General features: G+C 65.6%; 23 protein-coding genes. 11 read left to right on the top strand and 12 right to left on the bottom strand.

Annotated elements, in window-relative coordinates:
• Nucleotides 1–71: 71 nt before the first annotated feature.
• Both VJ109_RS09735 and VJ109_RS09730 read left to right on the top strand, forming a co-directional pair.
• Complete coding sequence (locus VJ109_RS09735) at nucleotides 72–1,358, top strand: TIGR00341 family protein (protein ID WP_324756361.1); 1,287 nt, start codon at nucleotides 72–74, stop codon at nucleotides 1,356–1,358.
• 61 nt (nucleotides 1,359–1,419) lie between these two features.
• Nucleotides 1,420–2,130, top strand: coding sequence for an SIMPL domain-containing protein (locus VJ109_RS09730; RefSeq protein ID WP_324756358.1), 711 nt, complete (start codon nucleotides 1,420–1,422; stop codon nucleotides 2,128–2,130).
• On the opposite strand, the gene VJ109_RS09725 is transcribed toward VJ109_RS09730, so the two are convergent.
• Entirely contained in the window at nucleotides 2,127–3,128 is a 1,002-nt protein-coding gene (locus tag VJ109_RS09725; RefSeq protein ID WP_324756356.1) for an NOG1 family protein, read from the bottom strand. The two genes, VJ109_RS09730 and VJ109_RS09725, sit on opposite strands and share 4 nt — an antisense overlap.
• 121 nt (nucleotides 3,129–3,249) lie before the next feature.
• Between VJ109_RS09725 and VJ109_RS09720 the strand changes: the two genes are divergently transcribed.
• Nucleotides 3,250–3,570, top strand: coding sequence for an ASCH domain-containing protein (locus VJ109_RS09720; RefSeq protein ID WP_324756354.1), 321 nt, complete (start codon nucleotides 3,250–3,252; stop codon nucleotides 3,568–3,570).
• 2 nt (nucleotides 3,571–3,572) lie between these two features.
• On the opposite strand, the gene hisE is transcribed toward VJ109_RS09720, so the two are convergent.
• Nucleotides 3,573–3,869 carry a phosphoribosyl-ATP diphosphatase gene (hisE, locus tag VJ109_RS09715; protein WP_276223241.1) on the bottom strand — a complete coding sequence of 99 codons (297 nt, stop codon included), beginning with the start codon at nucleotides 3,867–3,869 and terminating at the stop codon, nucleotides 3,573–3,575.
• Between the two features lie 36 nt (nucleotides 3,870–3,905).
• Nucleotides 3,906–4,490 (bottom strand): pyridoxal 5'-phosphate synthase glutaminase subunit PdxT, encoded by a 585-nt coding sequence (gene pdxT, locus VJ109_RS09710; protein WP_324756349.1) that lies wholly within the window; start codon nucleotides 4,488–4,490, stop codon nucleotides 3,906–3,908.
• Nucleotides 4,491–4,578: 88 nt separating this feature from the next.
• Between pdxT and VJ109_RS09705 the strand changes: the two genes are divergently transcribed.
• Nucleotides 4,579–5,613 (top strand): PrsW family intramembrane metalloprotease, encoded by a 1,035-nt coding sequence (locus tag VJ109_RS09705; protein WP_324756348.1) that lies wholly within the window; start codon nucleotides 4,579–4,581, stop codon nucleotides 5,611–5,613.
• Here the strand turns inward: VJ109_RS09705 and VJ109_RS09700 are convergent.
• Nucleotides 5,610–6,185: a riboflavin synthase gene (locus VJ109_RS09700; RefSeq protein WP_324756346.1), complete on the bottom strand. Its 576-nt coding sequence runs from the start codon at nucleotides 6,183–6,185 to the stop codon at nucleotides 5,610–5,612. The two genes, VJ109_RS09705 and VJ109_RS09700, sit on opposite strands and share 4 nt — an antisense overlap.
• A gap of 156 nt (nucleotides 6,186–6,341) precedes the next feature.
• On the opposite strand from VJ109_RS09700, the gene VJ109_RS09695 reads away from it, so the two are divergent.
• Nucleotides 6,342–6,503 carry a hypothetical protein gene (locus VJ109_RS09695; RefSeq protein ID WP_276177995.1) on the top strand — a complete coding sequence of 54 codons (162 nt, stop codon included), beginning with the start codon at nucleotides 6,342–6,344 and terminating at the stop codon, nucleotides 6,501–6,503.
• A 10-nt stretch (nucleotides 6,504–6,513) separates the two neighbouring features.
• On the opposite strand, the gene VJ109_RS09690 is transcribed toward VJ109_RS09695, so the two are convergent.
• Together VJ109_RS09690 and gap are read right to left on the bottom strand one after the other, a co-directional pair.
• Nucleotides 6,514–7,716: a phosphoglycerate kinase gene (locus VJ109_RS09690; protein WP_324756344.1), complete on the bottom strand. Its 1,203-nt coding sequence runs from the start codon at nucleotides 7,714–7,716 to the stop codon at nucleotides 6,514–6,516.
• A gap of 247 nt (nucleotides 7,717–7,963) precedes the next feature.
• The gene (gene gap, locus VJ109_RS09685; RefSeq protein ID WP_324756342.1) at nucleotides 7,964–8,971 is read right to left on the bottom strand and encodes a type I glyceraldehyde-3-phosphate dehydrogenase; all 1,008 of its coding nucleotides are present in this window, start codon (nucleotides 8,969–8,971) and stop codon (nucleotides 7,964–7,966) included.
• Nucleotides 8,972–9,182: 211 nt separating this feature from the next.
• Here gap and VJ109_RS09680 point away from each other — a divergent pair, with 211 nt between their 5' ends.
• Nucleotides 9,183–9,566, top strand: coding sequence for an Hsp20/alpha crystallin family protein (locus tag VJ109_RS09680; protein ID WP_324756340.1), 384 nt, complete (start codon nucleotides 9,183–9,185; stop codon nucleotides 9,564–9,566).
• A 160-nt stretch (nucleotides 9,567–9,726) separates the two neighbouring features.
• Here the strand turns inward: VJ109_RS09680 and VJ109_RS09675 are convergent, their stop codons facing one another.
• The 3 genes from VJ109_RS09675 to VJ109_RS09665 all read right to left on the bottom strand — a co-directional run bounded on the left by VJ109_RS09675 (nucleotide 9,727) and on the right by VJ109_RS09665 (nucleotide 13,145).
• Entirely contained in the window at nucleotides 9,727–10,590 is an 864-nt protein-coding gene (locus VJ109_RS09675) for an ATP-grasp domain-containing protein (RefSeq protein ID WP_324756338.1), read from the bottom strand.
• Nucleotides 10,591–10,905: 315 nt separating this feature from the next.
• Nucleotides 10,906–12,582 (bottom strand): thermosome subunit beta, encoded by a 1,677-nt coding sequence (gene thsB / locus VJ109_RS09670; RefSeq protein ID WP_434737253.1) that lies wholly within the window; start codon nucleotides 12,580–12,582, stop codon nucleotides 10,906–10,908.
• Nucleotides 12,583–12,755: 173 nt separating this feature from the next.
• Nucleotides 12,756–13,145, bottom strand: a complete 390-nt coding sequence (locus tag VJ109_RS09665) for a DUF7383 domain-containing protein (protein ID WP_324756337.1) — start codon at nucleotides 13,143–13,145, stop codon at nucleotides 12,756–12,758.
• Nucleotides 13,146–13,256: 111 nt separating this feature from the next.
• On the opposite strand from VJ109_RS09665, the gene VJ109_RS09660 reads away from it, so the two are divergent.
• Entirely contained in the window at nucleotides 13,257–15,230 is a 1,974-nt protein-coding gene (locus tag VJ109_RS09660; protein WP_324756335.1) for a DUF460 domain-containing protein, read from the top strand.
• 79 nt (nucleotides 15,231–15,309) lie between these two features.
• Here the strand turns inward: VJ109_RS09660 and VJ109_RS09655 are convergent, their stop codons facing one another.
• The 3 genes from VJ109_RS09655 to VJ109_RS09645 are packed head-to-tail and all read right to left on the bottom strand — an operon-like array spanning nucleotide 15,310 to nucleotide 16,465.
• Nucleotides 15,310–15,507, bottom strand: coding sequence for a DUF7470 family protein (locus tag VJ109_RS09655; protein WP_324756333.1), 198 nt, complete (start codon nucleotides 15,505–15,507; stop codon nucleotides 15,310–15,312).
• Nucleotides 15,508–15,544: 37 nt separating this feature from the next.
• Nucleotides 15,545–15,955, bottom strand: a complete 411-nt coding sequence (locus tag VJ109_RS09650; protein ID WP_324756331.1) for an SCP2 sterol-binding domain-containing protein — start codon at nucleotides 15,953–15,955, stop codon at nucleotides 15,545–15,547.
• Between the two features lie 15 nt (nucleotides 15,956–15,970).
• Nucleotides 15,971–16,465 (bottom strand): twin-arginine translocation signal domain-containing protein, encoded by a 495-nt coding sequence (locus tag VJ109_RS09645; RefSeq protein WP_324756329.1) that lies wholly within the window; start codon nucleotides 16,463–16,465, stop codon nucleotides 15,971–15,973.
• Nucleotides 16,466–16,563: 98 nt separating this feature from the next.
• On the opposite strand from VJ109_RS09645, the gene eif1A reads away from it, so the two are divergent.
• The 4 genes from eif1A (at nucleotide 16,564) to VJ109_RS09625 (ending at nucleotide 20,015) form a co-directional block, all read left to right on the top strand.
• Nucleotides 16,564–16,851, top strand: coding sequence for a translation initiation factor eIF-1A (gene eif1A, locus VJ109_RS09640; protein ID WP_276178015.1), 288 nt, complete (start codon nucleotides 16,564–16,566; stop codon nucleotides 16,849–16,851).
• Between the two features lie 33 nt (nucleotides 16,852–16,884).
• The gene (rio1, locus tag VJ109_RS09635) at nucleotides 16,885–17,835 is read left to right on the top strand and encodes a serine/threonine-protein kinase Rio1 (RefSeq protein ID WP_324756326.1); all 951 of its coding nucleotides are present in this window, start codon (nucleotides 16,885–16,887) and stop codon (nucleotides 17,833–17,835) included.
• Nucleotides 17,836–17,893: 58 nt separating this feature from the next.
• Nucleotides 17,894–19,396, top strand: a complete 1,503-nt coding sequence (locus VJ109_RS09630) for an HTTM domain-containing protein (RefSeq protein ID WP_324756324.1) — start codon at nucleotides 17,894–17,896, stop codon at nucleotides 19,394–19,396.
• Between the two features lie 70 nt (nucleotides 19,397–19,466).
• Complete coding sequence (locus VJ109_RS09625) at nucleotides 19,467–20,015, top strand: KH domain-containing protein (RefSeq protein WP_324756322.1); 549 nt, start codon at nucleotides 19,467–19,469, stop codon at nucleotides 20,013–20,015.
• Nucleotides 20,016–20,089: the final 74 nt, after the last annotated feature.

Raw genomic sequence — 20,089 nt, 5'->3', positions numbered from 1 at the left:
CGGGAAAAGCACGTCAGTTTCCGCCTGGCCCCGACAGGGCCTTTTTGTCCCCAGGGATCGGACCGACAGCCGTGCGGCTGGTCCAGATCACGATTCCGACAGGCAAGCGAGACGCGGTGTTGGACGTCCTCGAAACCGAGGAGATCGACTACGTCCTGAACGACGAGACGAGCGGCCGGGAGTTCACCGCCGTCGTCTCGTTCCCGCTGCCGACCAACGCCGTCGAGCCGGTGTTGGAGGAACTCCGTTCGGTCGGGATCGACGACGACGCGTACACCGTCGTCCTGGAGGCCAACACAGTCATCTCGAAGCGCTTCGAGGAACTCGAAGACCGGTACGCCGAGGAGGAAGACGAGGACCGTATCGCCCGCGAGGAACTGACGGCGAAGGCCCGGGACTTGGCGCCAACGCTGTCGACCTACGTCATCATGACGGTCATCAGTGCGGTCATCGCCACCGCCGGACTCCTGCTGGACTCGCCGGCGGTCGTCGTCGGCTCGATGGTCATCGCACCGTTGATCGGGCCAGCGATGACCGCGAACGTCGGGACCGTCGTCGACGACCACGAGTTGTTCGTCCGCGGGGTCAAGCTCCAGGCGATCGGCTTGCTAGTAGCCATCGCGAGCGCGACAGTCTTCTCGGCGCTCGTCCGCTACGCCCACGTCATCCCACCGCTGGCCGACGTTACCGCTGTCGGACAGATTCGGGAACGGGTCGCGCCCGATTTCCTCTCGCTCGTGGTCGCGATCGGTGCCGGCGCGGCGGGCGTACTCAGTCTCACCAGCGGCGTCTCGACGGCACTGGTCGGCGTGATGATCGCCGTCGCGCTCATCCCGCCGGCGGCGACGGTCGGCATCGGGATCGCCTGGGGCCAACCGCTCGTGAGCCTCGGATCGGGCGTGTTGGTGCTGGTGAACGTCCTCTCGATCAACCTCGCGGTCCTCGTGGGGTTGTGGTACCAGGGGTACCGGCCCGAACACTGGTTCCGGGAGGGTGACGCCCGTTCGGCGACCATCCAGCGGATCGGCGTCCTCGTGGTCTCGATTCTGGTCCTCTCGGCGTTTCTGGGGGGCGTGACACTCGATTCGTTCAACCGCGCGACGACCGAGGAGGATATCCGAACGGGAATCGAAGACGGCGCCGACGAGCAGGTACGGATACTCGGCGTGGAGGTCGAGTACACCAACACGGCCATCTTCCAGCGACCCCAGCGCGTGATCGTCACCGTCGGCCTCCCACCCAGCGCGAACGGCGAACCGCCGGGACTAGCCAACGAGTTCGACGCCATCGCCGACCGGGCCGCCGGGCGGGACGTGGAAACCGAGGTCCACTACGTCACCGTCGAAAGCACCGCCTAACGGTCAAGGTCGGCTTTGAGCGTACGATTATATAAATAGCGCCGGCCGCGTTCCCCCAGCTATGGACGCGAAACTACTTGCGATCAGTGGCGCAGTCGTACTGTTGGCAGTCGGCGCTGTCGGCCTAACAGTCGGGAATACGGGACAGGCAGCGACACCGGACAACGCGACGGTCAGCGTCAGCGCGGACGCAGATGTGGAACGGACGCCCGATCGGGCGGTCGTCACCGTCGCCGCCGTCGGTCGCGGTGAGACCGCCGAAGCAGCCCGCAACGCCCTCAGCGGCGACGCAGAGTCGATCCAGCAGGCACTCGGCGACGAAGACGCGACAGTGACCTCCTCGCGGTTCCGGATCGAGCCGGAGTACGAGCGGACCGAGACCGGCCGTGAACAGGTCGGCTACATCGCCGTCCACACCATCGAGGCCGAGACCGGCGACGTGAACACGACCGGGACGCTCGTCGACACCGCCGTCGACGCCGGCGCCGACCGTGTCGAGGGCATCCGCTACGAACTGAACGAACAGACCCGACAGGACGCCCGCGAGGACGCCCTGCGGACGGCGATGGATCGCGCCCGTGCCGACGCGGACACGGTCGCCGACGCTGCCGACCGCTCGGTCGGTGACGTGGCCACGATCCAGACGAGCCAGAGCAACAACTACGTCGTCTACGCGGAGACCGCGGCCGCCGACGCCGGCGGACGGACGACCATCCAACCGACGACGATCACCGTCGACGCGTCCGTCCAGGTGACCTACCGGCTGGACTAGGACTCCTCGTCGAAGGGGAGTTCGAGTTCGTAGTCGACGGCCTCGACGGCGGCGTCGAGGACGCCCTCGACGTTGTCGGCTTCGGTGACGCTCATGTAGTGGTCGGCCTCGACATCCGTCGAGAGGTCGCTCTTGTTGGCGATAGTCAGGACCGGCACGTCGAAGCGCTCGGCGATGGCGTCCCGGAGTTCGAGTTGCTGGGAGAGGGGGTAGCCACAGTTGCCCGTCGGGTCCAGCAGGACCAGGACGGCGTCGGCGGCGTGTTCCAGCGCGCTGACCGCCTGTGACTCGATCTCGTTTCGCTCCTCCGGCGGTCGGTCCAACAGTCCCGGCGTGTCGACCAGTTGGTACCGGATGCGCCCGTCCTCGAAGTGACCGACGCGGATCTGGGTCGTCGTGAAGGGGTAAGCGGCGATCTCGTTGTCCGCGCGGGTGACGGTGTTGACGAAGGAAGACTTGCCGACGTTCGGGTAACCGGCGACGACGATTGTCGGCTCGTCGGGCCGGATGTCGGGGAGCACTTTCAGGGCGTCACGGGCCGTCGAGACGGCCGCGAGATCCTCCTCGACCTGTTCGACGACGTCGGCCATGCGGGCAAACGCCTGCTTGCGGAGTTTGCGGGCGGTCTCCTTGTCGCCGCGGACGAGACGGCTCTCGTACTCCTGGCGGATCTCCTTTGCTTTCCGGCCGGCCCAGGAGACGCGCGAGAGGTGCTGTTTCAGATCGTCGATGCCCTGTTGCTGGTCGCTCTCGGCGGAATCGTCGATCACGGCGTCGGCCAGTTCCACGTAGAACGGCTCCAGATCGTCGATGGTCGGCCAGGACTGGGCGACGTTCTGGAGGTTGTCCGAGACGATGTTCGAGGCGGTCATCAGCATCGACTGCTGGGCCTCGACGCCCTCCTTGGCGCCGCCGGCTCGGGTCGCTCGCGAGAACGCCTTGTCCAGTATCTCCTCGGATGTCGGCGTCGTCGGTAGATTCTCGAAGGGATGGCTCATTGACACGGTATAGACGGCGACGGGGTAAAAGGGCGTCCAATCGGCGATTGGCGTGTGTACAGTCGCCACAGCGGCCCGCTTTCGGCCGACCGCTTTTGTCGCTCGCGCCGTGACTACCGGTATGGCACACATCGACGCCGGCGAACTCCTGCCCAACGAGCACGTCCAGCAGATGGCCGCCGCGGGCCGAGTCACACAACTACACCGCGGACACGCCTACGCAGAGGCGGGCGATACCTTCGAGATCGACGGGCAACGGTTCGAGGTGACCGACGTGACCCGGCGAACGCTCGGCGATCTGACCGACGAGGACGCCCGCCGCGAAGGGTCCGAGGACCTAGCGGCCTACCGCCAGCGACTCGAACGCGTCCACGACTCGTTCGAGTGGGACGACGACAGCGAGGTCGTCCGCCACCGGTTCGAAGCCGTCGACGGCGAGTGAGGCTACCGTCGCGTTTCCAGTTCGTCCAGCAGGTCCTCGACGTCCATCTCCTTCATCGACAGCAGGACGAGCATGTGATAGACGATATCCGCGGCTTCGTGGGCGATCTCCTCGCGGTCGTCGTCTTTGGCTGCCAAAACGAGTTCCGTCGTCTCCTCGCCGAGTTTCTCTAAGACGGCGTTTTCTCCTTTCTCGTGGGTGAACAGCGAGGCAGTGTAGGAGTCCTCGGGCAGAGTCTCCTTGCGGTCCTCGATGACCTCGAACAGCTCCCGGACGATGTCGGCGTCGCTGTCGCGCATACCGGCTCGTCGACGGGCGAGCGTTTCAACCCGTCGCTACGCCTCGAAGAAGGCCAGATCGTGGAGCCGGGAGTCCGCGGTCAGCTCCGGGTGGAAGGAGGTCCCGACGACGGGACCGTCCCGGACCGCAACCGCCTGGTCGTCCCAGGTCGCCAGGACCTCCACGTCGTCGCCGACGTAGTCGATCAGCGGTGCCCGGATGAACACCGCCGGGAACGGTTCGTCCAGCCCCGAGACATCGAGGGCGGCCTCGAAACTGTCTTTCTGTCGGCCAAAGGCGTTGCGCTCGACGGTGACATCGACGAGGTTCAGCGTGTCCACGCGGTCGTCGTGGGCGTCGCTGGCGGCGACGATGAGCCCGGCACAGGTCGCGAGCACGGGTTTTCCGGCCGCGACGTGGGCCTGAATCTCCTCGTCGAGACCGATACGGTGGATGTGTCGTGAGATCGTCGTGGATTCGCCACCCGGCATGAGGAGAACGTCACAGTCGGGGACGAGCCCGGCCTCGCGGATCTCGACGACCTCGGCGGTCTCGTCGTGGGCCGCGGCGGCCCGTTCGATTGCCGCCGCGTGTTCCGAGACATCGCCCTGGACAGCGAGTACACCCGCCCGAAGAGTCATATGACACGGTACGGGGGCGGGAGTCAAAACCCCCTCGCCTCGGTGACAGTGCCAAACCGTTAGGTAGCGGGCGGCCCCTACCCGTGATATGGCACGGCGACGGCGGGACCCGGTCGAAGCGAACGCGGACCCATCCGAAGACCTCTACGAGATCGCGGACTGGGAGCCCCGCTCTGTGCTGGACCGGTTCGCCCACTGGCTCTACTACGTCTCCCTGCGGGCGATCCGGTGGCTGACGGTCCTGCTCGCGATCCTCATCCTCGGCCTCCAGATCCTGTTCGGGAGCCTGGGCGCGATCGGCGATCAGCCGGTCGTCGCCGGGATGGCGCTGCTGTCGGCAGTTCCTGCGCTGGCGCTTGCCGCCTACATCTGGTACGCGGACGTGACGACCCAGGAACCGCTGACACTGCTCGTCGGGACCTTCCTGTTGGGTGTGCTGTTCGCGGGGTTTGCGGGCTTCCTCAACGTCTTCATCGGCGTCCCGGTCCAGGCGATCGGGTCGGGGTTCGGGCTGTTTCCCCCGGCCGGACAGTTCTTTTTCTTCTTCTTGGTCGTCGGTCCCGTCGAGGAGAGCGTGAAACTGCTGGCCGTGCGCCTCTATGCGTTCCGTGACGACCGGTTCGACGCGGTGATCGACGGGGCGGTCTACGGCGCCGCGGCGGGGCTGGGCTTTGCGACCATCGAGAACGCCTTGTATATCACCCAGAACACCGAGATCGTCGGCGGGACGTTCCGGGCGATCGGGGAGAGCAGCGGAATCACCGCGATCCGGGCACTGGCCGGCCCGGGCCACGTCATCTACTCGGCGTTCGCCGGCTACTACCTCGGTCTAGCGAAGTTCAACCCCGAGGACGCCGGCCCGATCGTCCTCAAGGGGTTGCTCATCGCCTCGATTATCCACGCGATGTACAACACGCTGGCCAGTCCGGTGACGTTCATCATCTCGGAGGTGTACAACGTCGACTATCTCGTCGCCTTCTTCGGGTTCGTCGTCGTCTACGACTCGGTGTTCGGATTCGTTCTGGTCCGGAAACTGCGGGCGTACCGACAGGCGTACTCGCGGGCTCACGAGACCGACGACGGGCCACAGCATCGAACCGAAGAGACCGAATTCGAGCCCTAGCAGAGCTGTTCGACGTACTTGGCGACAACGTCGACCTCTAAGTGGACCGGGTCGCCGACTGACTTCTCCGAGAGCGTCGTCTCGTCGTAGGTCGTCGGGATGATCGCGACATCGAAGTGCTCGTCGTTGCGGGCGGCGACGGTGAGGCTGATGCCGTCGACGGTGATCGACCCCTTCTCGACGAGGTAGTCCCGCTGGGCGTCGGGCAGCGAGAAGGAGAACGTCCAGTCCTCGCCCTCCTGGTCGATGCCGACGACCCCGGCGGTGGCGTCGACGTGGCCCTGGACGATGTGGCCGTCGAACCGGCCGTCGGCGGGCATCGCCCGTTCGAGGTTGAGCCGGTCGCCCGCCCGGATCTCGTCGAGGAACGTCCGGGCGAGCGTCTCCCGGGCGAGGAACACCTCGAACCAGCCGTCGCCGAACGCCTCGACGGTGAGACAGGCGCCGCTGACGCTGATCGACTGGCCGTGGTCCAGTTCCGAGAACGGGGCGTCGATCCGGAGCCGACGGCCGCCCTCGTCGTCTTCGACTGCGAGTACTTCGCCGGTCGCCTCGACGATACCGGTGAACATACTCCCAGTAGGTCCGAGTGTGCGGAAAGCCCTTCGCTTCCGTGCCCGCGAGCGCCCGCTACTCCCTGCGGTCCGGCGAACGTGTACTCGCATCCGAGTTAGTTTTATTCATGATTGATCACAAAAGATATAATCGAGACGGTGATACCAGTGGATATGTCACCGAAGGGTACGGCCGACGCCCGCGACGACGACAGCGACTGGACAGCGCGGCACGCACGGCTCCGATCCCGGGAGCGACGCCCCTCCGTCGCCGACGCCGACGAGGACGAGGACGCGTGGGAACTGCGCCACGCGGAGACGAAACGCAACGCCTGAAAAGCCGTTCTCAGCGCTTGAGGGCTTCGACACCGACGAGTTTCGCGCCGGTGAGCGCGCGGATGTAGGCCCCGCCCGCGATCGAGACGTGTCCGAACTCGTCTTCCGACATCCCGTACATCTCGATGGCACGGGAGGTGTCGCCGCCCCCGACCACGGAGAAGCAGTTGGTGTCGGCGATGGCTTCCAGCACGCCGGCCGTGCCGACAGAGAACCGTTCGTCCTCGAACATCCCGAGCGCACCCTTCACGAAGACCGCCTCGGAGTCACGGATGATCGGCGAGTACTCCATGACCGTCTCCGAACCCACGTCGAGATACGAGACCGTCTTCTCCTCGATGTCGTCGACGGCCTGTTCGGCGCGATCACCGTCGTCCTCGTAGGCCAGATCCACGGCTAGCGTGATCTGGTCGCCGTGGTCCGCCAGCATCGACTCGATCTTCTCGCTGTTTGCCTCCCACTGCTCGTCGTAGAGGTTCGCGTCGTCGACATCGTAACCGACGGGGTGGCCGGCCGCACGGAGGAACAGTTCGCCGGCGATCCCGCCCAGCAGGAAGTCGTCGACCTTCTCGTCTAAGTGTGTCATCACGTCGATGACGTCGGTGGCCTTGGTGCCGCCGACGACCATCGTCACCTGGCCGTCGAACTCCTTCTCGGCGATGGCGGTGTTGGCCTCGTACTCGGTCTCCATGACCCGGCCGGCGTAGGCGTCCATCACCAGCGGGAACCCCACGAGGGAAGCGTGTGAGCGGTGGGCCGCCGAGTAGGCGTCGTTGATGTAGGCGTCGAACTCCCCTTTCAGCGTCTGGACGAACTCCGTCTGGGACTTGACCTCGGGGTCTTCCTCGGGGAGTTCGTCGTCACACATCCGGGTGTTCTCCAGGACGAGCACGTCGCCACTGTCCAGGTCGGCGATGTCGTGGATCGCCTGCGGACCGTAGGTCTCGTCGACGAAGGCGACCTCCTGGTCGATGTGGTCCGCGAGGATGTCGGCGTGCTGTTCGAGCGAGACGAAATCGTCACGGCCGGGTCGGCCCTGGTGAGCCATGACCGCGATCTCGAACTCCCGGTCGACCAGTTCGCGGATCGTCTCGGCGTGGCGGTCGAACCGGCGGTTGTCCTGTACCTCGCCGTCCTCGACCGGCGAGTTGAGGTCGAGGCGAACGAGGACGCGCTGGCCGTCCTCGAGGTCATCGAGCGTCTGGAACGTCATGTCCGAGGGGACGCCGGCCGTGTGTTTAGTCGTTTCCGAGTCGGGCCGGCGCTTGGCGAACCAGAGCCGAACGGGGAGAGCCGACCTGCAACCGGGCAAGCGGGCGACGGAATCGGTCTCGACCGCCGGTGAACTCCCGACGCCAACGCAGCCGTCCCCTCGTGGCAGGTTCTTCGGAGCACGTCAGGACCGACGAAAACGGGTAGAATACGGTACTCAGACGAACCGTCGGAGCAGCGACGGCCGGTTACGCCTCGGTGATGTACTGCGCCATGTCGAGCATCCGGCACGAGAAGCCGTACTCGTTGTCGTACCAGGTCAGGATCTTCGTCTGTCCGTTGACGACGTTCGTCGACTCCAGGTCGACCTGCGTCGAGTAGGGGTCGCCGAGGATATCAGAGGAGACGACATCCTCGTCGGTGACACCCAGGACACCCTCCAGTTCGCCGGTAGCGGCCGCCTCGAATGCGGCGTTGACATCAGCCTCGGTCACGTCGTCGTCGAGGTCGACGACGAACTCCGTGATCGAACCGTTGGGGACCGGGACGCGGATGGCCATCCCGTCGAGTTTGCCTTCGAGTTCGGGCAGGACCTCGGTAGTCGCCTGTGCGGCGCCCGTCGAGGTCGGGATGATGTTCTCGGCGGCCGCGCGGCGGCGCCGGGGCTTACCGTTGGGACCGTCCATCAGGTTCTGGGAGCCGGTGTAGGCGTGGACGGTCGTTAGCTGGCCGACGTTGATGCCGAACTCCTCGTCGAGCACCTTCGCGACGGGGGTGATGGAGTTGGTCGTACAGGAGGCGTTCGAGACGACATCCTCGCCGTCGTACTCGTCCTCGTTGACGCCGTAGACGATCTGTTTGACGGGGTCGTCACCTTTCGGCGGCGCCGAGATCAGGACCTTGTCGGCACCCGCTTCGAGATGCTGACTGGCGTCTTCCTTGGTGCGGAAGATGCCGGTCGCCTCGAAGGCGACATCGACGTCGAGGTCGTCCCAGGGGAGCTGGGTCGGGTCGGTCTCGTGGAAGACGCCCGCCTCGAAATCGGTACCCTCGACGGAGAGAACGCCGTCTTCGACGCCTGCACCGTCGAGTGTTCCCATGACGGTGTCGTACTGTGCGAAGTAATCGATCTCGTCGTCGTCCATCACGTCGTTGATCCCGACGATCTCGACATCGTCGTTCTCCAGCGAAGCACGGAATACGTTCCGGCCGATCCGGCCGAAGCCGTTGAGGCCGACACGAACTGGGTCGCTCATACCGCTTAGAATACCTTCGGTTCAGAGTAAAGAGTTTTCGGAGTTGTCGCGGATTATTGTTTGTTTGTGCGCGTTCCGTACCGAACAGGACCGCATAGACGTGACTGTTTCACACGGGAGAGACGGATGTGAGTGAATGTGTTCGATCCACCGTCAAGAACGGACCCCGACAGAAGGCTTTTGAGACGGACGACCCAATCACCGAGTAGTAATGAGACGTGACGACGACGATCCGTTCGACGAGTTCTTCCGGGAGATAGAGCGGATGATGGACGAGATGATGGGCGCCGAGGGGGAGGTCCACATCGATCGGGACACGAGTGCGGACGGCGGGAACATCCACGTCGATGTCCACGAAACCGACGACGAGGTCCGGGTCGTCGCCGACGTCCCCGGTGTCGAGAAAGAGGCGATCGATCTGAAGTGTGACGGCACGGTGTTGACCATCGACGCCGGCAGTCACGACCGGGAGTACCACGAACGGCTCACCCTGCCGAGCCGCGTCGACGAGCACTCCGCTTCGGCGACGTACAACAACGGTATCCTCGAAGTCACCTTCGACCGCGAAGAGGACTCGGCCGACATCGAGCTATAGAGACCCACTTTGTACTGCAGAGGGTCGCCGATGGTGACCCCCCTTCCAAAAATAGGGAAAACGGCCGGACGCTAACTCCGTTCGCGGCCGGTGAAGCCCCGTTTCGCTCGGCGGATGCTTGCCGCAGGAACTGCGTTCCGTCGGTCGGGCTGTACGGCACTTACCGCTCCGCAGTTTCTCGTATCAGTCCCGCCAGATCGTCCCAGAACCCGGCTTCGTACTTCGTCGCGCTGTCGATCGTCGGCCGGGCGTTGGTCTCGTTGACCACCGCGCGGTCGTCGGTCACGAGCAGATCCACGCCGAGATAGTCGATCCCTAGCACCGCGGCCGCTCGTTCGGCCAGCCGTCGGTGTTCCGCGGGGAGGTCGACGCCGGTCGCCTCGGCGCCGCGGTGGACGTTGTGCTTCCAGCGGCCGCTGTCGCGTGCGTCCGCCGGCAGGCGACGCTCGACCGCACCGACGTACTCACCGCCCAGAACCATCGCCCGGTAGTCGCGGGCGTCGGGGAGGTACTCCTGGACCAGGAACGACCGGTCCCCCGTCGCACGGTAGTCGTGGACCAGATCGAGGTAGTCCGCGATACCCAGGAAGGAATCGAGGTCGTGGGCGACCGCGACGCCGACGCCGCGGGTCGTGGAGTTCGGTTTGACGACGACGGGCGGGCCGATCCGCTCGAAGGCGGCAACGAGGTCGGCCTCGTCGGCCGGGTTCGAGAGCATGACTGTCTCGGGGACTTGGACGTCCGCGCGGCCGAGACGGGTCAGCACGTCGCCCTTGTTCCGCGATCGGAGGATCGCCTCGCGATCGTTGACCCACGGGACGTCGAGCATGGCGTCGGCGACGGCTCCCTCCATGATGCGCGACGGGTAAACGAGGCCCACGTCGTATGCTTCGAACGGCGACCCGCCGAGGGGAATCGCCCGTTCGGCGGTCTCGACGTGGCCGATCTCGATGCCACGCTGGGCGAGTGGCTCGCGCATCCGCTCGAAGGTCTCGGCGCGGGTGGCGACGGCGAGTCGGAGCATCTGGTAGAGCAAGGAGCGGTCGCTACAAAGACCTGTCTCAGTTGCGCGTGCCCGGGGCAGGCGAGCCGTCGCAGTCGGGGTTCACCGCGAGCGCCGTGGTTAAGGGATAGAAGTCGAAGAAACCGCGATCGATTAGCGAACGGTGCGGAGCGGTAGCAGGGATACGTATCCGGCGCGCGCAGCGCGCCGGTTCGACCGCGGCGAGCGGACTACCGCGCGCCTCCGGCGCGCGACAGGAGCGAGCCGCGATTTTTCCCCATGTTTTTGCCCGAACGAGCGCCGCGAAGCGGCGCGAGTGAGGTGCAAAAAGTGGGTTTACATCATGCCGCCCATACCGCCGCCCATGCCGCCCATACCGCCGGGGGCGCCACCGGGCGCGCCGCCCTCGTCCCCGTCACCGGAGGTCGAGAGGTCGCCCGCAGCGATGATGTCGTCGATCTTGAGCACCAGGTTCGCGGCCTCGACAGCCGAGGAGAGTGCCTGTCGCTTGGCGTGAGCCGGTTCGACGACGCCGGTCTCCAGGGTATCTTCGACGTCACCGGTGAAGACGTTCAGGCCGGCGCTGACCTCGCCGTCCTCGTGGGCGGCCCGCAGGTCGACCAGCGTGTCGATGGAGTCCAGCCCGGCGTTCTCGGCGAGCGTCCGGGGGATGATCTCCAGCGCGTCGGCGAAGGCCTCGACGGCTAGCTGTTCGCGGCCCTCGACGGAGTCGGCGTAGTCCCGCAGACGGGCAGCGACCTCGATTTCCGGTGCGCCGCCGCCGCCCAGGACCGTGCCGTTGGCGACGGTGCTGGCGACGACGTCGAGTGCGTCCGTGACGCCGCGTTCGAGTTCGTCGACGACGTGGTCGGTCGAACCGCGCAGGAGCAGCGTGACGCCGTGGGCGTCCGCTCCGGTCCCCTCGACGTAGAACAGGCCCTCGGCAGCGTCGCGCTCGACGGAGCCGTGCCCGATGTCGTCTTCGGTGGCGGAGTCCAGGTCGGAGACGACGCGAGCGCCCAGAACCTCCTTCAGGAACTCGATGTCGGATTTCTTGGCTCGTTCGACCGCGAGGATACCCTGCTGTGCGAGGTAGTGCTGGGCCATGTCGTCGATGCCCTTCTGGCAGAAGACGACGTTGGCGCCGGTCGCGGCGATCTGATCGACCATCTGCTTGAGCTGTTCCTCTTCCTTGTCGAGGAACGTCTGGAGCTGGCTCGGGTCGTCGACCGAGAGCTGGGCGTCGACATCGGTCTCGTCCAGTTCGATCGCCGTATCGATCAACAGGACCTTCGCGTCGTCGACGTTCTCCGCCATCTCCTCGTGGACGGCGTCCTTGTCGATGACGGCGCCTTCCAGCAGTTCGGAGTTGCCGGCGGAGCTACCGGTCTGGGTCTCGATGTTGAGATACTCCAGGTCCGCGACGACCGAGCCGTCCTCGGCCTCGACGGTGACGGCGTTGACGGCGTCGACGATGAGCTGGGCGAGCAGTTCCTTGTTGAGCTCGGCGCCCTTGCCGGTCATCGAGGTCTCGGCGACCTTCCGGAGCAGCTCCTCGTCGTCGGGGTCGACATCGGTCGCGATGTCTGCGACGATCTCCTTGGACTCGCTTGCGGCCATGTCGAACCCTTTGATGATCGCCGTCGGGTGGATGTCCTGCTCCAGGAGATCCTGCGCGTTCTTCAACAGCTCGCCCGCGATGGCGACGGCGGAGGTGGTGCCGTCACCGGCCTCGTCCTCCTGGGTCTCGGCGACCTCGACGATCATCGAGGCCGTCGGGTTGTCGATGTCCATCTCCTGGAGGATCGTCACCCCGTCGTTCGTTACGGTGACATCGCCCATCGAGGAGACGAGCATCTTGTCCATCCCTTTCGGCCCGAGTGTCGACCGGACCGACTCGGCGACCGCGCGAGCCGCGGAGATGTTGTGTTCCTGTGCAGATTTGTCCTTCATCCGCTGGGAATCCTCTCCCAGGATGATCATCGGCTGTCCCTGCATCTGACGTTGACTCATAATCAGGCGAAGATTGTATGTGGTTCTATATAAAAGTATGGGTTAGTTCCGCTCGGTCGCCACGAGGGTATCCCGGTTCGAATCGGTGAAACCGCAACACTACGGGGCTATCTACCGGATATTGTGACACTCGGTCACACGGGCCAGTATCGGTCGAGAAGCGGTTTTATATACTACGCGATGGGTTCCTTCCAGTGGACGTTTACCGATCCGACGACGAACGCGTCCGTCCCGTCGGCGTTGCGGCGGAACTGGAGCGTGTTCTCCCCCTCGTCGAGACGGTCGGGAGCGACGGTGTCCATCCAGTACTGCCAGCCGTCGCCGATCGCGATGTCGAACCCGGAGAGGGCTTCCCCGTTGACGAGCAGTTCGTGGTCGTAGTCGCCCACGTCGTAGACCTGCATCTCGACGTAGGGGTCGGCGGGGTCGGCGACCGGAACCTCGAAGTCGAGCCGATCGGTCCGGTCGCCGACGAACTCCGCCCAGGGAACATCGAGGGAATCCGCCGACGGACCGAGGTGTTGCTGGAACGTACAGCGCGCGTAGTTGGCACGGTGAGCCATACTGGTGACGTGGGCCGCCACCCTCAAAAAGGCGCACCGGTGCGCCGTCGACCGACCGACGCCGGTGGGGCTCGGAACGGATTTATTGTCACTGGCCGCCTACGCCCGTGCGTGAATCGCACGGCAGCCCTGGACGCGGTTGTCTTCGGGGTCGACATCCAGAGCGGCGACGTGCGCGGGGACGCTCCCTCCTACGCGCTTGTAGTCTTCGACGGGGAGTCCATCGAGCGCGACGTGGTCTCACGGCGGAAACTCCGTCGACGGATCGAGGCCGAGGAGCCGGCGATGGTCGCCACGGACAACATGTACGAACTGGCCGCCGACAAGGACCAACTCGTCCACTTCCTCGGGCAACTCCCGGACGAAACACGGTTAGTCCAGGTGACCGGCGACGAGCGGCCGGAACCGCTCTCCCGGGTCGCCAAGCGACACGGCGTCCCGTACGGCAAGAAGCCGATGCAGGAGGCCGAGGCCGCCGCGCGCCTGGCGGCGGCAAACGTCGGCCAGGAGGTGTCGGCCTTTACCGACACGACCGAGGTCAAAGTCGCCCGCGGGCGCTCGACCGGAAAGGGCGGCTGGTCCGAGGACCGGTACACCCGCCGCATCCACGGCTCTGTCAAGACCCACGCTCGGGAAGTCGAGTCCGCCCTGGAGGAGGCCGGCCTGGAATACGACCGCGAGGTCACCGAGAAGTACGGCGGCTTCTCGAACGCCGTCTTCCGCGTCCAGGCGCGTCCACAGGACATTCCGGTCTCCCGGAACCGCTCGGGCGACACCCGCGTCGAGATCGAGCGGGTCCGCCGGGACGGCATCGAGTTCCACCCGCTGGCCAAACGCCGGGACCACGTCGTCGTCGGCGTCGACCCGGGGACGACGACGGCCGTCGCCATCGTCGGCCTCGACGGCGAGGTACTGGACGTCTACTCCTCGCGGACCGACGACGCGGCCGCGACGACGGAGTGGATCATCGAACGGGGCCGCCCGGTCGTCGTCGCCGCCGACGTGACGCCGATGCCAAACACCGTCGAGAAACTCCGTCGATCGTTCAACGCCGCCGGCTGGACGCCCGACCGGGACCTCCCGGTCGACGAGAAGAAACACCGGACCCGCGAGGAGGGGTACGACAACGACCACGAACGGGACGCGATGGCGGCCGCGCTCTACGCCTACGAGGACCACGAGGACCAGTTCGACCGCATCGCCAGCAAGGTCCCGCCACAGGAGGAAGTCGGCCCGGTCGTCGCCCGCGTCGTCGCCGGCGAGGAGTCCGTCGAAGCGGTCCTTTCGGACATCACCGGCGAGGACGACGACGAAGAGGAGACGACCGACCACGAACCGCGGGAACTGACCGAGGAGGAGGAGGAAATCCGGCGGCTCGAATCGCGGATCGACCGACTCGAATCCCACGTCGAGGACCTCAAATCGACCATCCAGCGCAAGGACGACCAACTCGAAGAGAAGGACAAACAGCTAGAGAAGGCCCGAAGCGAGGGCCGGCGCGAGGTCCGCAAAGACCGGGAGGTCACCCGGCTCCAGCGGCGCAACGACGCGCTGGAACGGGACCTGGAGGCCGAACGCGAGAAACGCGAAGAACTGTCGGATAAGTTAGAGCGGTTGAAATCCCTCTGGAAGCTCGACCACTCGAACTTCGCGGACGTCTCCGAGAAACAGGAGGGGCTGGTCCCGGTCAAGGTCGTCGAGCAGTTCACCCGGAGCGACATCGAGACCGCCGACGAGCGGTTCGGCCTGGCCGAGGACGACATCGTCATGTTCCGGGACGCCTCCGGGGCCGGCCGGTCGACGGCCGAACTGCTCGCGGAAATCGACCCCCGTATCGTCCTCCGGTCGGGGAACCTCTCGGACGCCGCCGACGAGGTGCTGTTCGACCACCGTGTCCCGGTCGCACCCGCGGAGCTAGTCACCGTCCAGGAGGTCGACGAACTGGCCGTGGCCCGCGAACGCGAGGTGGAGGCGGCGGTCGCCGACTGGGAGGACCGCGCCGAGGACCGCAAACGCGAGCGCAACGCCGAGATGGTCGACCAGATCATCAGCGAACACCGCGCTGACCGCCCGGTCGAGGACTGACGACGAGTGTCACGATCTGTCGGCGTGTCTGTGCGAGGTCGCTCGGAGTCCCCCCTCCGCGTTCGATTGCCGGGACGGTTCAGGGGAGTCCGCCCGCCCCGCCCATGCCGAACGCGGCCATGAGCGTGGAGACGAGTCCGTAGACGACGAGCGCGAGACCGGCGACGACGAACGCGATCCCGGCCGCGATCAGCGGTGCCTGTGACGCGACGAGTCCGATCCCACCGACTGCGACGACGATACCGACGATACCGACCGCGCCGAGTTTGTCGAGCATACCCCGATTCCTCCGGTCGGCGAAAAAAGCCCGTCGGTCAGTACTCGAAGCCGGTGTCGATCCCCTGCGCGGCGGCGACCATCTCGGCGATAGCGTCCTGCCGGCGCAACAGCGTCATGGTGTTCCCCTCGACATCGAAGGTCCCGCTCATCACCGACTCCGAGACGTCCAACTCGCCCTGCAGCAGGGCCTTCCAGGCGGCGTATGGCCCCCGAAGGGCGAAGTCGTAGTCGCCGTCTGCGCTGATGGCGGCACCGGTACAGGTGCCGTCGTCGACATCAACGACGATCGTGACCGAATCACCCTCGTACGTGTCGTCGGCCTGGATCTCGAACTCGAAGGTCGCGACGAACTCCTCGGCGGCCGTCCGGAACTCGGTCCGGTCGTTGAGCCGGTCGCGCCACTGCGTGGCCCACTCGTCGGCGTCTCCGGGTAGTGTCACACTCATTGTCGGCAGTCCCGATCAGATGTTCTCGAAGTTCGCTGCCGGGATCAGTGCCTCGACCTGGTTGTCCGTGAGCATCCCGACGATCGCGTTCGACGGGCCGCTGACGAGGAAGGCGCCGCTGTCGGCTTTCGCGTCCTCCAGCGTCATCGGCGTCTCCGAGAGGTAACTCCGGAAGGACTCGGCGCCCTCGGTGAGCAGTTCCGCCCGTCGGCGCTGGAACTCCGTCTGGGCTTGCGTCTGGTTGATCGAGCCGTTCTGGACGCGTTCGGTAATCTCGGTTCGTATCGATTGGAGTTTGGCGGGGTCGGGCCGGATAGCGGCCGTCACCGTCGCCGTGTCGCTCCCCGCGGTCGTCTGAACGGAGGTCTCGGTCGGTGTCCCGTCGAGGTCCGTCTCGGTGGGGTCGATCGACTCCTCGTCGCCGTCGGAGGAGACACAGCCGGCCAGGGAGGCGGCCGTCCCGGAGGCCGCGAACTTCAGAAAGTGTCTGCGGTCGTGCTCGTCGCTCATACTGTCAAAACAGTTCGGAGTCCGCCGAATAAGGATTGTGGTTGGTGGCCCCAACCTAGTCGACAGAAGTTAAACCTCCCGGGAACGAACGTCCGCGCATGAGCGACAACGACAGCCGGAAGGACCTCAGGATGCCCGAGGAGGACGAGGTGTTCGCGATCGTCACAGACATGCTCGGTGCGAACCGGGTGACGGTCCGCTGTATGGACGGGGTCGAACGAACCGCCCGGATCCCGGGCAAGATGCAGAAACGCATCTGGATTCGGGAAGACGACGTGGTGCTCGTCGAGCCCTGGGACTGGCAAGACGAGAAGGCCGACATCACCTGGCGCTACGAGAAACAGGACGCGGACCAGCTCCGCGAGGAGGGACACATCCAGGAGTAGCCACCGCATGACCCGACAAGTGAGGGCCGAGACGTGACAGAGGCGGAGTTCGGGCTCCTCGACACCGACGAGGTCGAGACACCGGGTGACGAGTGGGAGGAAGTCGACGTTTCCGACACCGAAGCCGATCGTATCGCCCGCAAGCGGGACCGCGAGTTCAGCCAGTTTCGCGAGCGCATCAAGGACGCGGACCAGTTCAAAGTCGAGGCCAGCGTCTTCGACGACGCCACCTACGGCGCGCTGTACAAACTCGTTCAGGACGGCCACATCGACGCCTTCGGTGGCCCGATCTCGACAGGCAAAGAGGCCAACGTCTACACCGCACTGTCGGGCGAGAAAGAGGTCGCGGTCAAGGTCTACCGTATCAACGCCTCCGATTTCAAGGACATGCGGGGGTATCTCGACGGCGACCCGCGCTTCGAGGGGATCGGGTCGGACAAGAAGAAGGTCGTCACCGCCTGGGTTCGCAAGGAGTCGTCGAATCTGAAACGGGCCAGACGGGCCGGCGTCCGGACGCCCGAGCCCATCGCCGTCGAGCGCAACGTCCTCGTCATGGAGTATCTGGGCACCGAGGAGGGGCGAGCCCGCAGGCTCAGCGAGGTCCACATCGAGAACCCCCAGATGGCCTTCGATGTCGTCAAAGAGTACATGCGGCGGCTCTACGACGCCGGCCTGGTACACGGCGACCTCTCGGAGTACAACATCGTCTTCCACGAGGGGCAACTGTACATCATCGACCTCGGGCAGGCGGTCACCGTCTACCATCCCAACGCCGAGGAGTTCCTCGAACGGGACTGCCGGAACGTGGCGAACTTCTTCGCCCGCCAGGGTGTCGAAACTTCCCCCGACGACCTGCTCGCGTACGTCCGGGAGTACGCGACGCCGCGGGACAACGACGACACCGACCGGGGAGCCGACGACGACGCGGTCGCGGCCGAGCGAGAGGACGGCGAGACGGACGATGTCGACGATCCGGCGGCGTAGCCCAAACCACCCTTTCAGTCAGGCAAAGCGCTAAGAGGGACACCTGTCGACTGGACGTATGGGCACCTGGCAGGAACGACTTCCCCAGCGGCTCCGGGCCGCCGTCCGCGACCGCGTCGCCGTCGACACGCGGTCGCTGGGGGTCGTTCGCATCTCGCTCGGGCTGTTGCTGCTGTCGGATCTCCTGTTACGCGCCCGGGATCTCCGCGCCCACTACAGCGACAGCGGCGTCTTCCCGCGACCGGCGGCGATCGAGCTGTACGACCCGCTTTCGGTGCATCTGGTGGTCGGCGACGTGCCGGAGTTGGCCGCACTGTTCGCGCTTCAGGGAATCGTGGCACTCGCCTTCCTCGTTGGCTATCGGACCCGGCTGGCGACGCTGTTGACCTGGCTGCTGTGGCTCTCGCTGCACGCACGGTTCCCGATGGCACTCAACGGCGGGGACACGCTGTTGCGGCTGACGCTGTTCTGGTCGCTGTTCGTCCCGCTCGGCGCGCGGTTCTCGGTGGACGCGCTCCACCGCGAGGCTCCGCCGACACGGGTCGCCTCGCTCGGTACCGCCGCGTTGCTGGGCCAGGTCGTGTTCATGTACGGCACCAACGCCACGCTCAAACACATGGGGACGGTCTGGGCGGCCGGCGACGGGCTGACCTACACGCTCCGACTGGGCCATTTCACGACCGTCTTCGGGGAGTTCCTCGGGACCATCCCGCTCGTGACAACTGTCCTGGGGTATACCGTCTTCGTCCTCTGGACGCTCTCGCCCGGCCTCCTGCTCCTGACGGGGTGGAAACGCACACTCCTCGCCTCGCTGTTCGTCTCGATGCACGTCGGGATGGCCCTCTCGATGCATCTCGGCCTGTTTCCGGCGGTCGTCGTCACGGTGTTGCTCCTCTTTCTCCCGACGCCGGTTTGGGACCGCCTGCTCCCGCCCGAGCGGATCGAACGACTCCGCCGCCCCGCGTTGGAGGCGTTTCTTAACGGGCTCTATCCGACGCTGTCGACCCCCGACAGGCTCGCCCGGTTGCGTGCTCAACTCCGTGTCGTCGCCGTCGTCGTCATCCTCGTCTCGCTGCTGTTCGTCGGGGGGTTCAACGCACAGTTGCTGACCAACCGGGCCGATATCGGCCCGCAGGACACGACCCCCGAGCCGCTGGAGACCTACGGCGAGACGCTGTATCTGACCCAGTACTGGAACATGTTCGCACCGGACCCGCTCCGGGAGACGGGGTGGTACCGCCTCCCCGGAACCCTGGCGAACGGGACGACGGTCGGCGTTGCCCACGGCGGCCCCGTCACCGATGACCGGCCGGCCGGACTGGACGACCTCGCTCACCAGTACCCCAACCAGCGCTGGCGCAAGTACCTGAGCAACCTCCGGCAACCGGGATACGCCGCCGAGCGGGACCTATTCCTCCAGTACCACTGCGAGCAGTGGAACCGCGAGCACGACGCCGACCTCGAAACGATCGAGTTCGAGTACGTCACGCTCTGGGTGACCGACGACGGGACCGTCCGACAGGGGACCGACTCCCTCGGGCGCCACAGCTGCGACCCCTGAGAACCGGTCGCAGGACGGCTTGCACGCCGAAGTTTTAAACGGTCTGGCCCTCTTACGAACGGATATACTTATGCAACACGTGAAGATTCCGCAGGACCGGATCGGTGTTCTCATCGGCGACGGTGGTGAGACGATGCGCGAGATCGAGGACCGCGCGGAGGTCCGTCTCGACATCGACTCCGAGGACGGATCGGTCAAGATCGAGACCGTCGGCGACCCCGTGACGGCGCTGAAGGGGCCGGACATCGTCAAGGCGATCGGCCGCGGGTTCTCCCCGGACGACGCGCTGGCGCTGCTCGAAGACGACATGATGATGTTCGAACTCATCGACATCGAGGCCGCCTCCCGCAACAAGAACGACTTCCGCCGGCAGAAGGGCCGGCTCATCGGCGAGGGTGGACGGACCCGCGAACTCATGCAGGAGCTGACGGGTGCCGCGGTCGTCATCTACGGCTCGACGCTGGGGATCATCGGCGGCCCCGAACAGGTCGACGCCGTCCGCGAAGCGGTGGAGATGCTGCTGGACGGCGCTCCCCACGGGTCGGTGTACTCGTTCCTCGAACGGAAACACAACGAGATGAAACACAAGGGCCTGGAGTATCATCAGTTCACGGGCTGAGCGCCAACCGCTCGACACGGCTCACAGGCGCAACATATATTGATTCAGCCCCGAAAGATATTCAAAGAATACTG

The sequence above is a fragment of the Haloarcula montana genome (genome assembly GCF_035666295.1).
GTDB lineage: Archaea > Halobacteriota > Halobacteria > Halobacteriales > Haloarculaceae > Haloarcula > Haloarcula montana.
Note: the sequence above shows the minus strand (reverse complement) of the source record. Positions and strands in the feature narration are given on the sequence as shown.

Bases quoted from the DNA above. Each gene is read 5' to 3' on its own strand.
- VJ109_RS09730 (WP_324756358.1), top strand. From the start codon at position 1,420: ATGGACGCGAAACTACTTGCGATCAGTGGCGCAGTCGTACTGTTGGCA.
- VJ109_RS09725 (WP_324756356.1), bottom strand. From the start codon at position 3,128: ATGAGCCATCCCTTCGAGAATCTACCGACGACGCCGACATCCGAGGAG.
- VJ109_RS09720 (WP_324756354.1), top strand. From the start codon at position 3,250: ATGGCACACATCGACGCCGGCGAACTCCTGCCCAACGAGCACGTCCAG.
- hisE (WP_276223241.1), bottom strand. From the start codon at position 3,869: ATGCGCGACAGCGACGCCGACATCGTCCGGGAGCTGTTCGAGGTCATC.
- pdxT (WP_324756349.1), bottom strand. From the start codon at position 4,490: ATGACTCTTCGGGCGGGTGTACTCGCTGTCCAGGGCGATGTCTCGGAA.
- VJ109_RS09705 (WP_324756348.1), top strand. From the start codon at position 4,579: ATGGCACGGCGACGGCGGGACCCGGTCGAAGCGAACGCGGACCCATCC.
- VJ109_RS09700 (WP_324756346.1), bottom strand. From the start codon at position 6,185: ATGTTCACCGGTATCGTCGAGGCGACCGGCGAAGTACTCGCAGTCGAA.
- VJ109_RS09695 (WP_276177995.1), top strand. From the start codon at position 6,342: ATGTCACCGAAGGGTACGGCCGACGCCCGCGACGACGACAGCGACTGG.
- VJ109_RS09690 (WP_324756344.1), bottom strand. From the start codon at position 7,716: ATGACGTTCCAGACGCTCGATGACCTCGAGGACGGCCAGCGCGTCCTC.
- gap (WP_324756342.1), bottom strand. From the start codon at position 8,971: ATGAGCGACCCAGTTCGTGTCGGCCTCAACGGCTTCGGCCGGATCGGC.
- VJ109_RS09680 (WP_324756340.1), top strand. From the start codon at position 9,183: ATGAGACGTGACGACGACGATCCGTTCGACGAGTTCTTCCGGGAGATA.
- VJ109_RS09675 (WP_324756338.1), bottom strand. From the start codon at position 10,590: ATGCTCCGACTCGCCGTCGCCACCCGCGCCGAGACCTTCGAGCGGATG.
- thsB (WP_434737253.1), bottom strand. From the start codon at position 12,582: ATGAGTCAACGTCAGATGCAGGGACAGCCGATGATCATCCTGGGAGAG.
- VJ109_RS09665 (WP_324756337.1), bottom strand. From the start codon at position 13,145: ATGGCTCACCGTGCCAACTACGCGCGCTGTACGTTCCAGCAACACCTC.
- VJ109_RS09655 (WP_324756333.1), bottom strand. From the start codon at position 15,507: ATGCTCGACAAACTCGGCGCGGTCGGTATCGTCGGTATCGTCGTCGCA.
- VJ109_RS09650 (WP_324756331.1), bottom strand. From the start codon at position 15,955: ATGAGTGTGACACTACCCGGAGACGCCGACGAGTGGGCCACGCAGTGG.
- VJ109_RS09645 (WP_324756329.1), bottom strand. From the start codon at position 16,465: ATGAGCGACGAGCACGACCGCAGACACTTTCTGAAGTTCGCGGCCTCC.
- eif1A (WP_276178015.1), top strand. From the start codon at position 16,564: ATGAGCGACAACGACAGCCGGAAGGACCTCAGGATGCCCGAGGAGGAC.
- VJ109_RS09630 (WP_324756324.1), top strand. From the start codon at position 17,894: ATGGGCACCTGGCAGGAACGACTTCCCCAGCGGCTCCGGGCCGCCGTC.
- VJ109_RS09625 (WP_324756322.1), top strand. From the start codon at position 19,467: ATGCAACACGTGAAGATTCCGCAGGACCGGATCGGTGTTCTCATCGGC.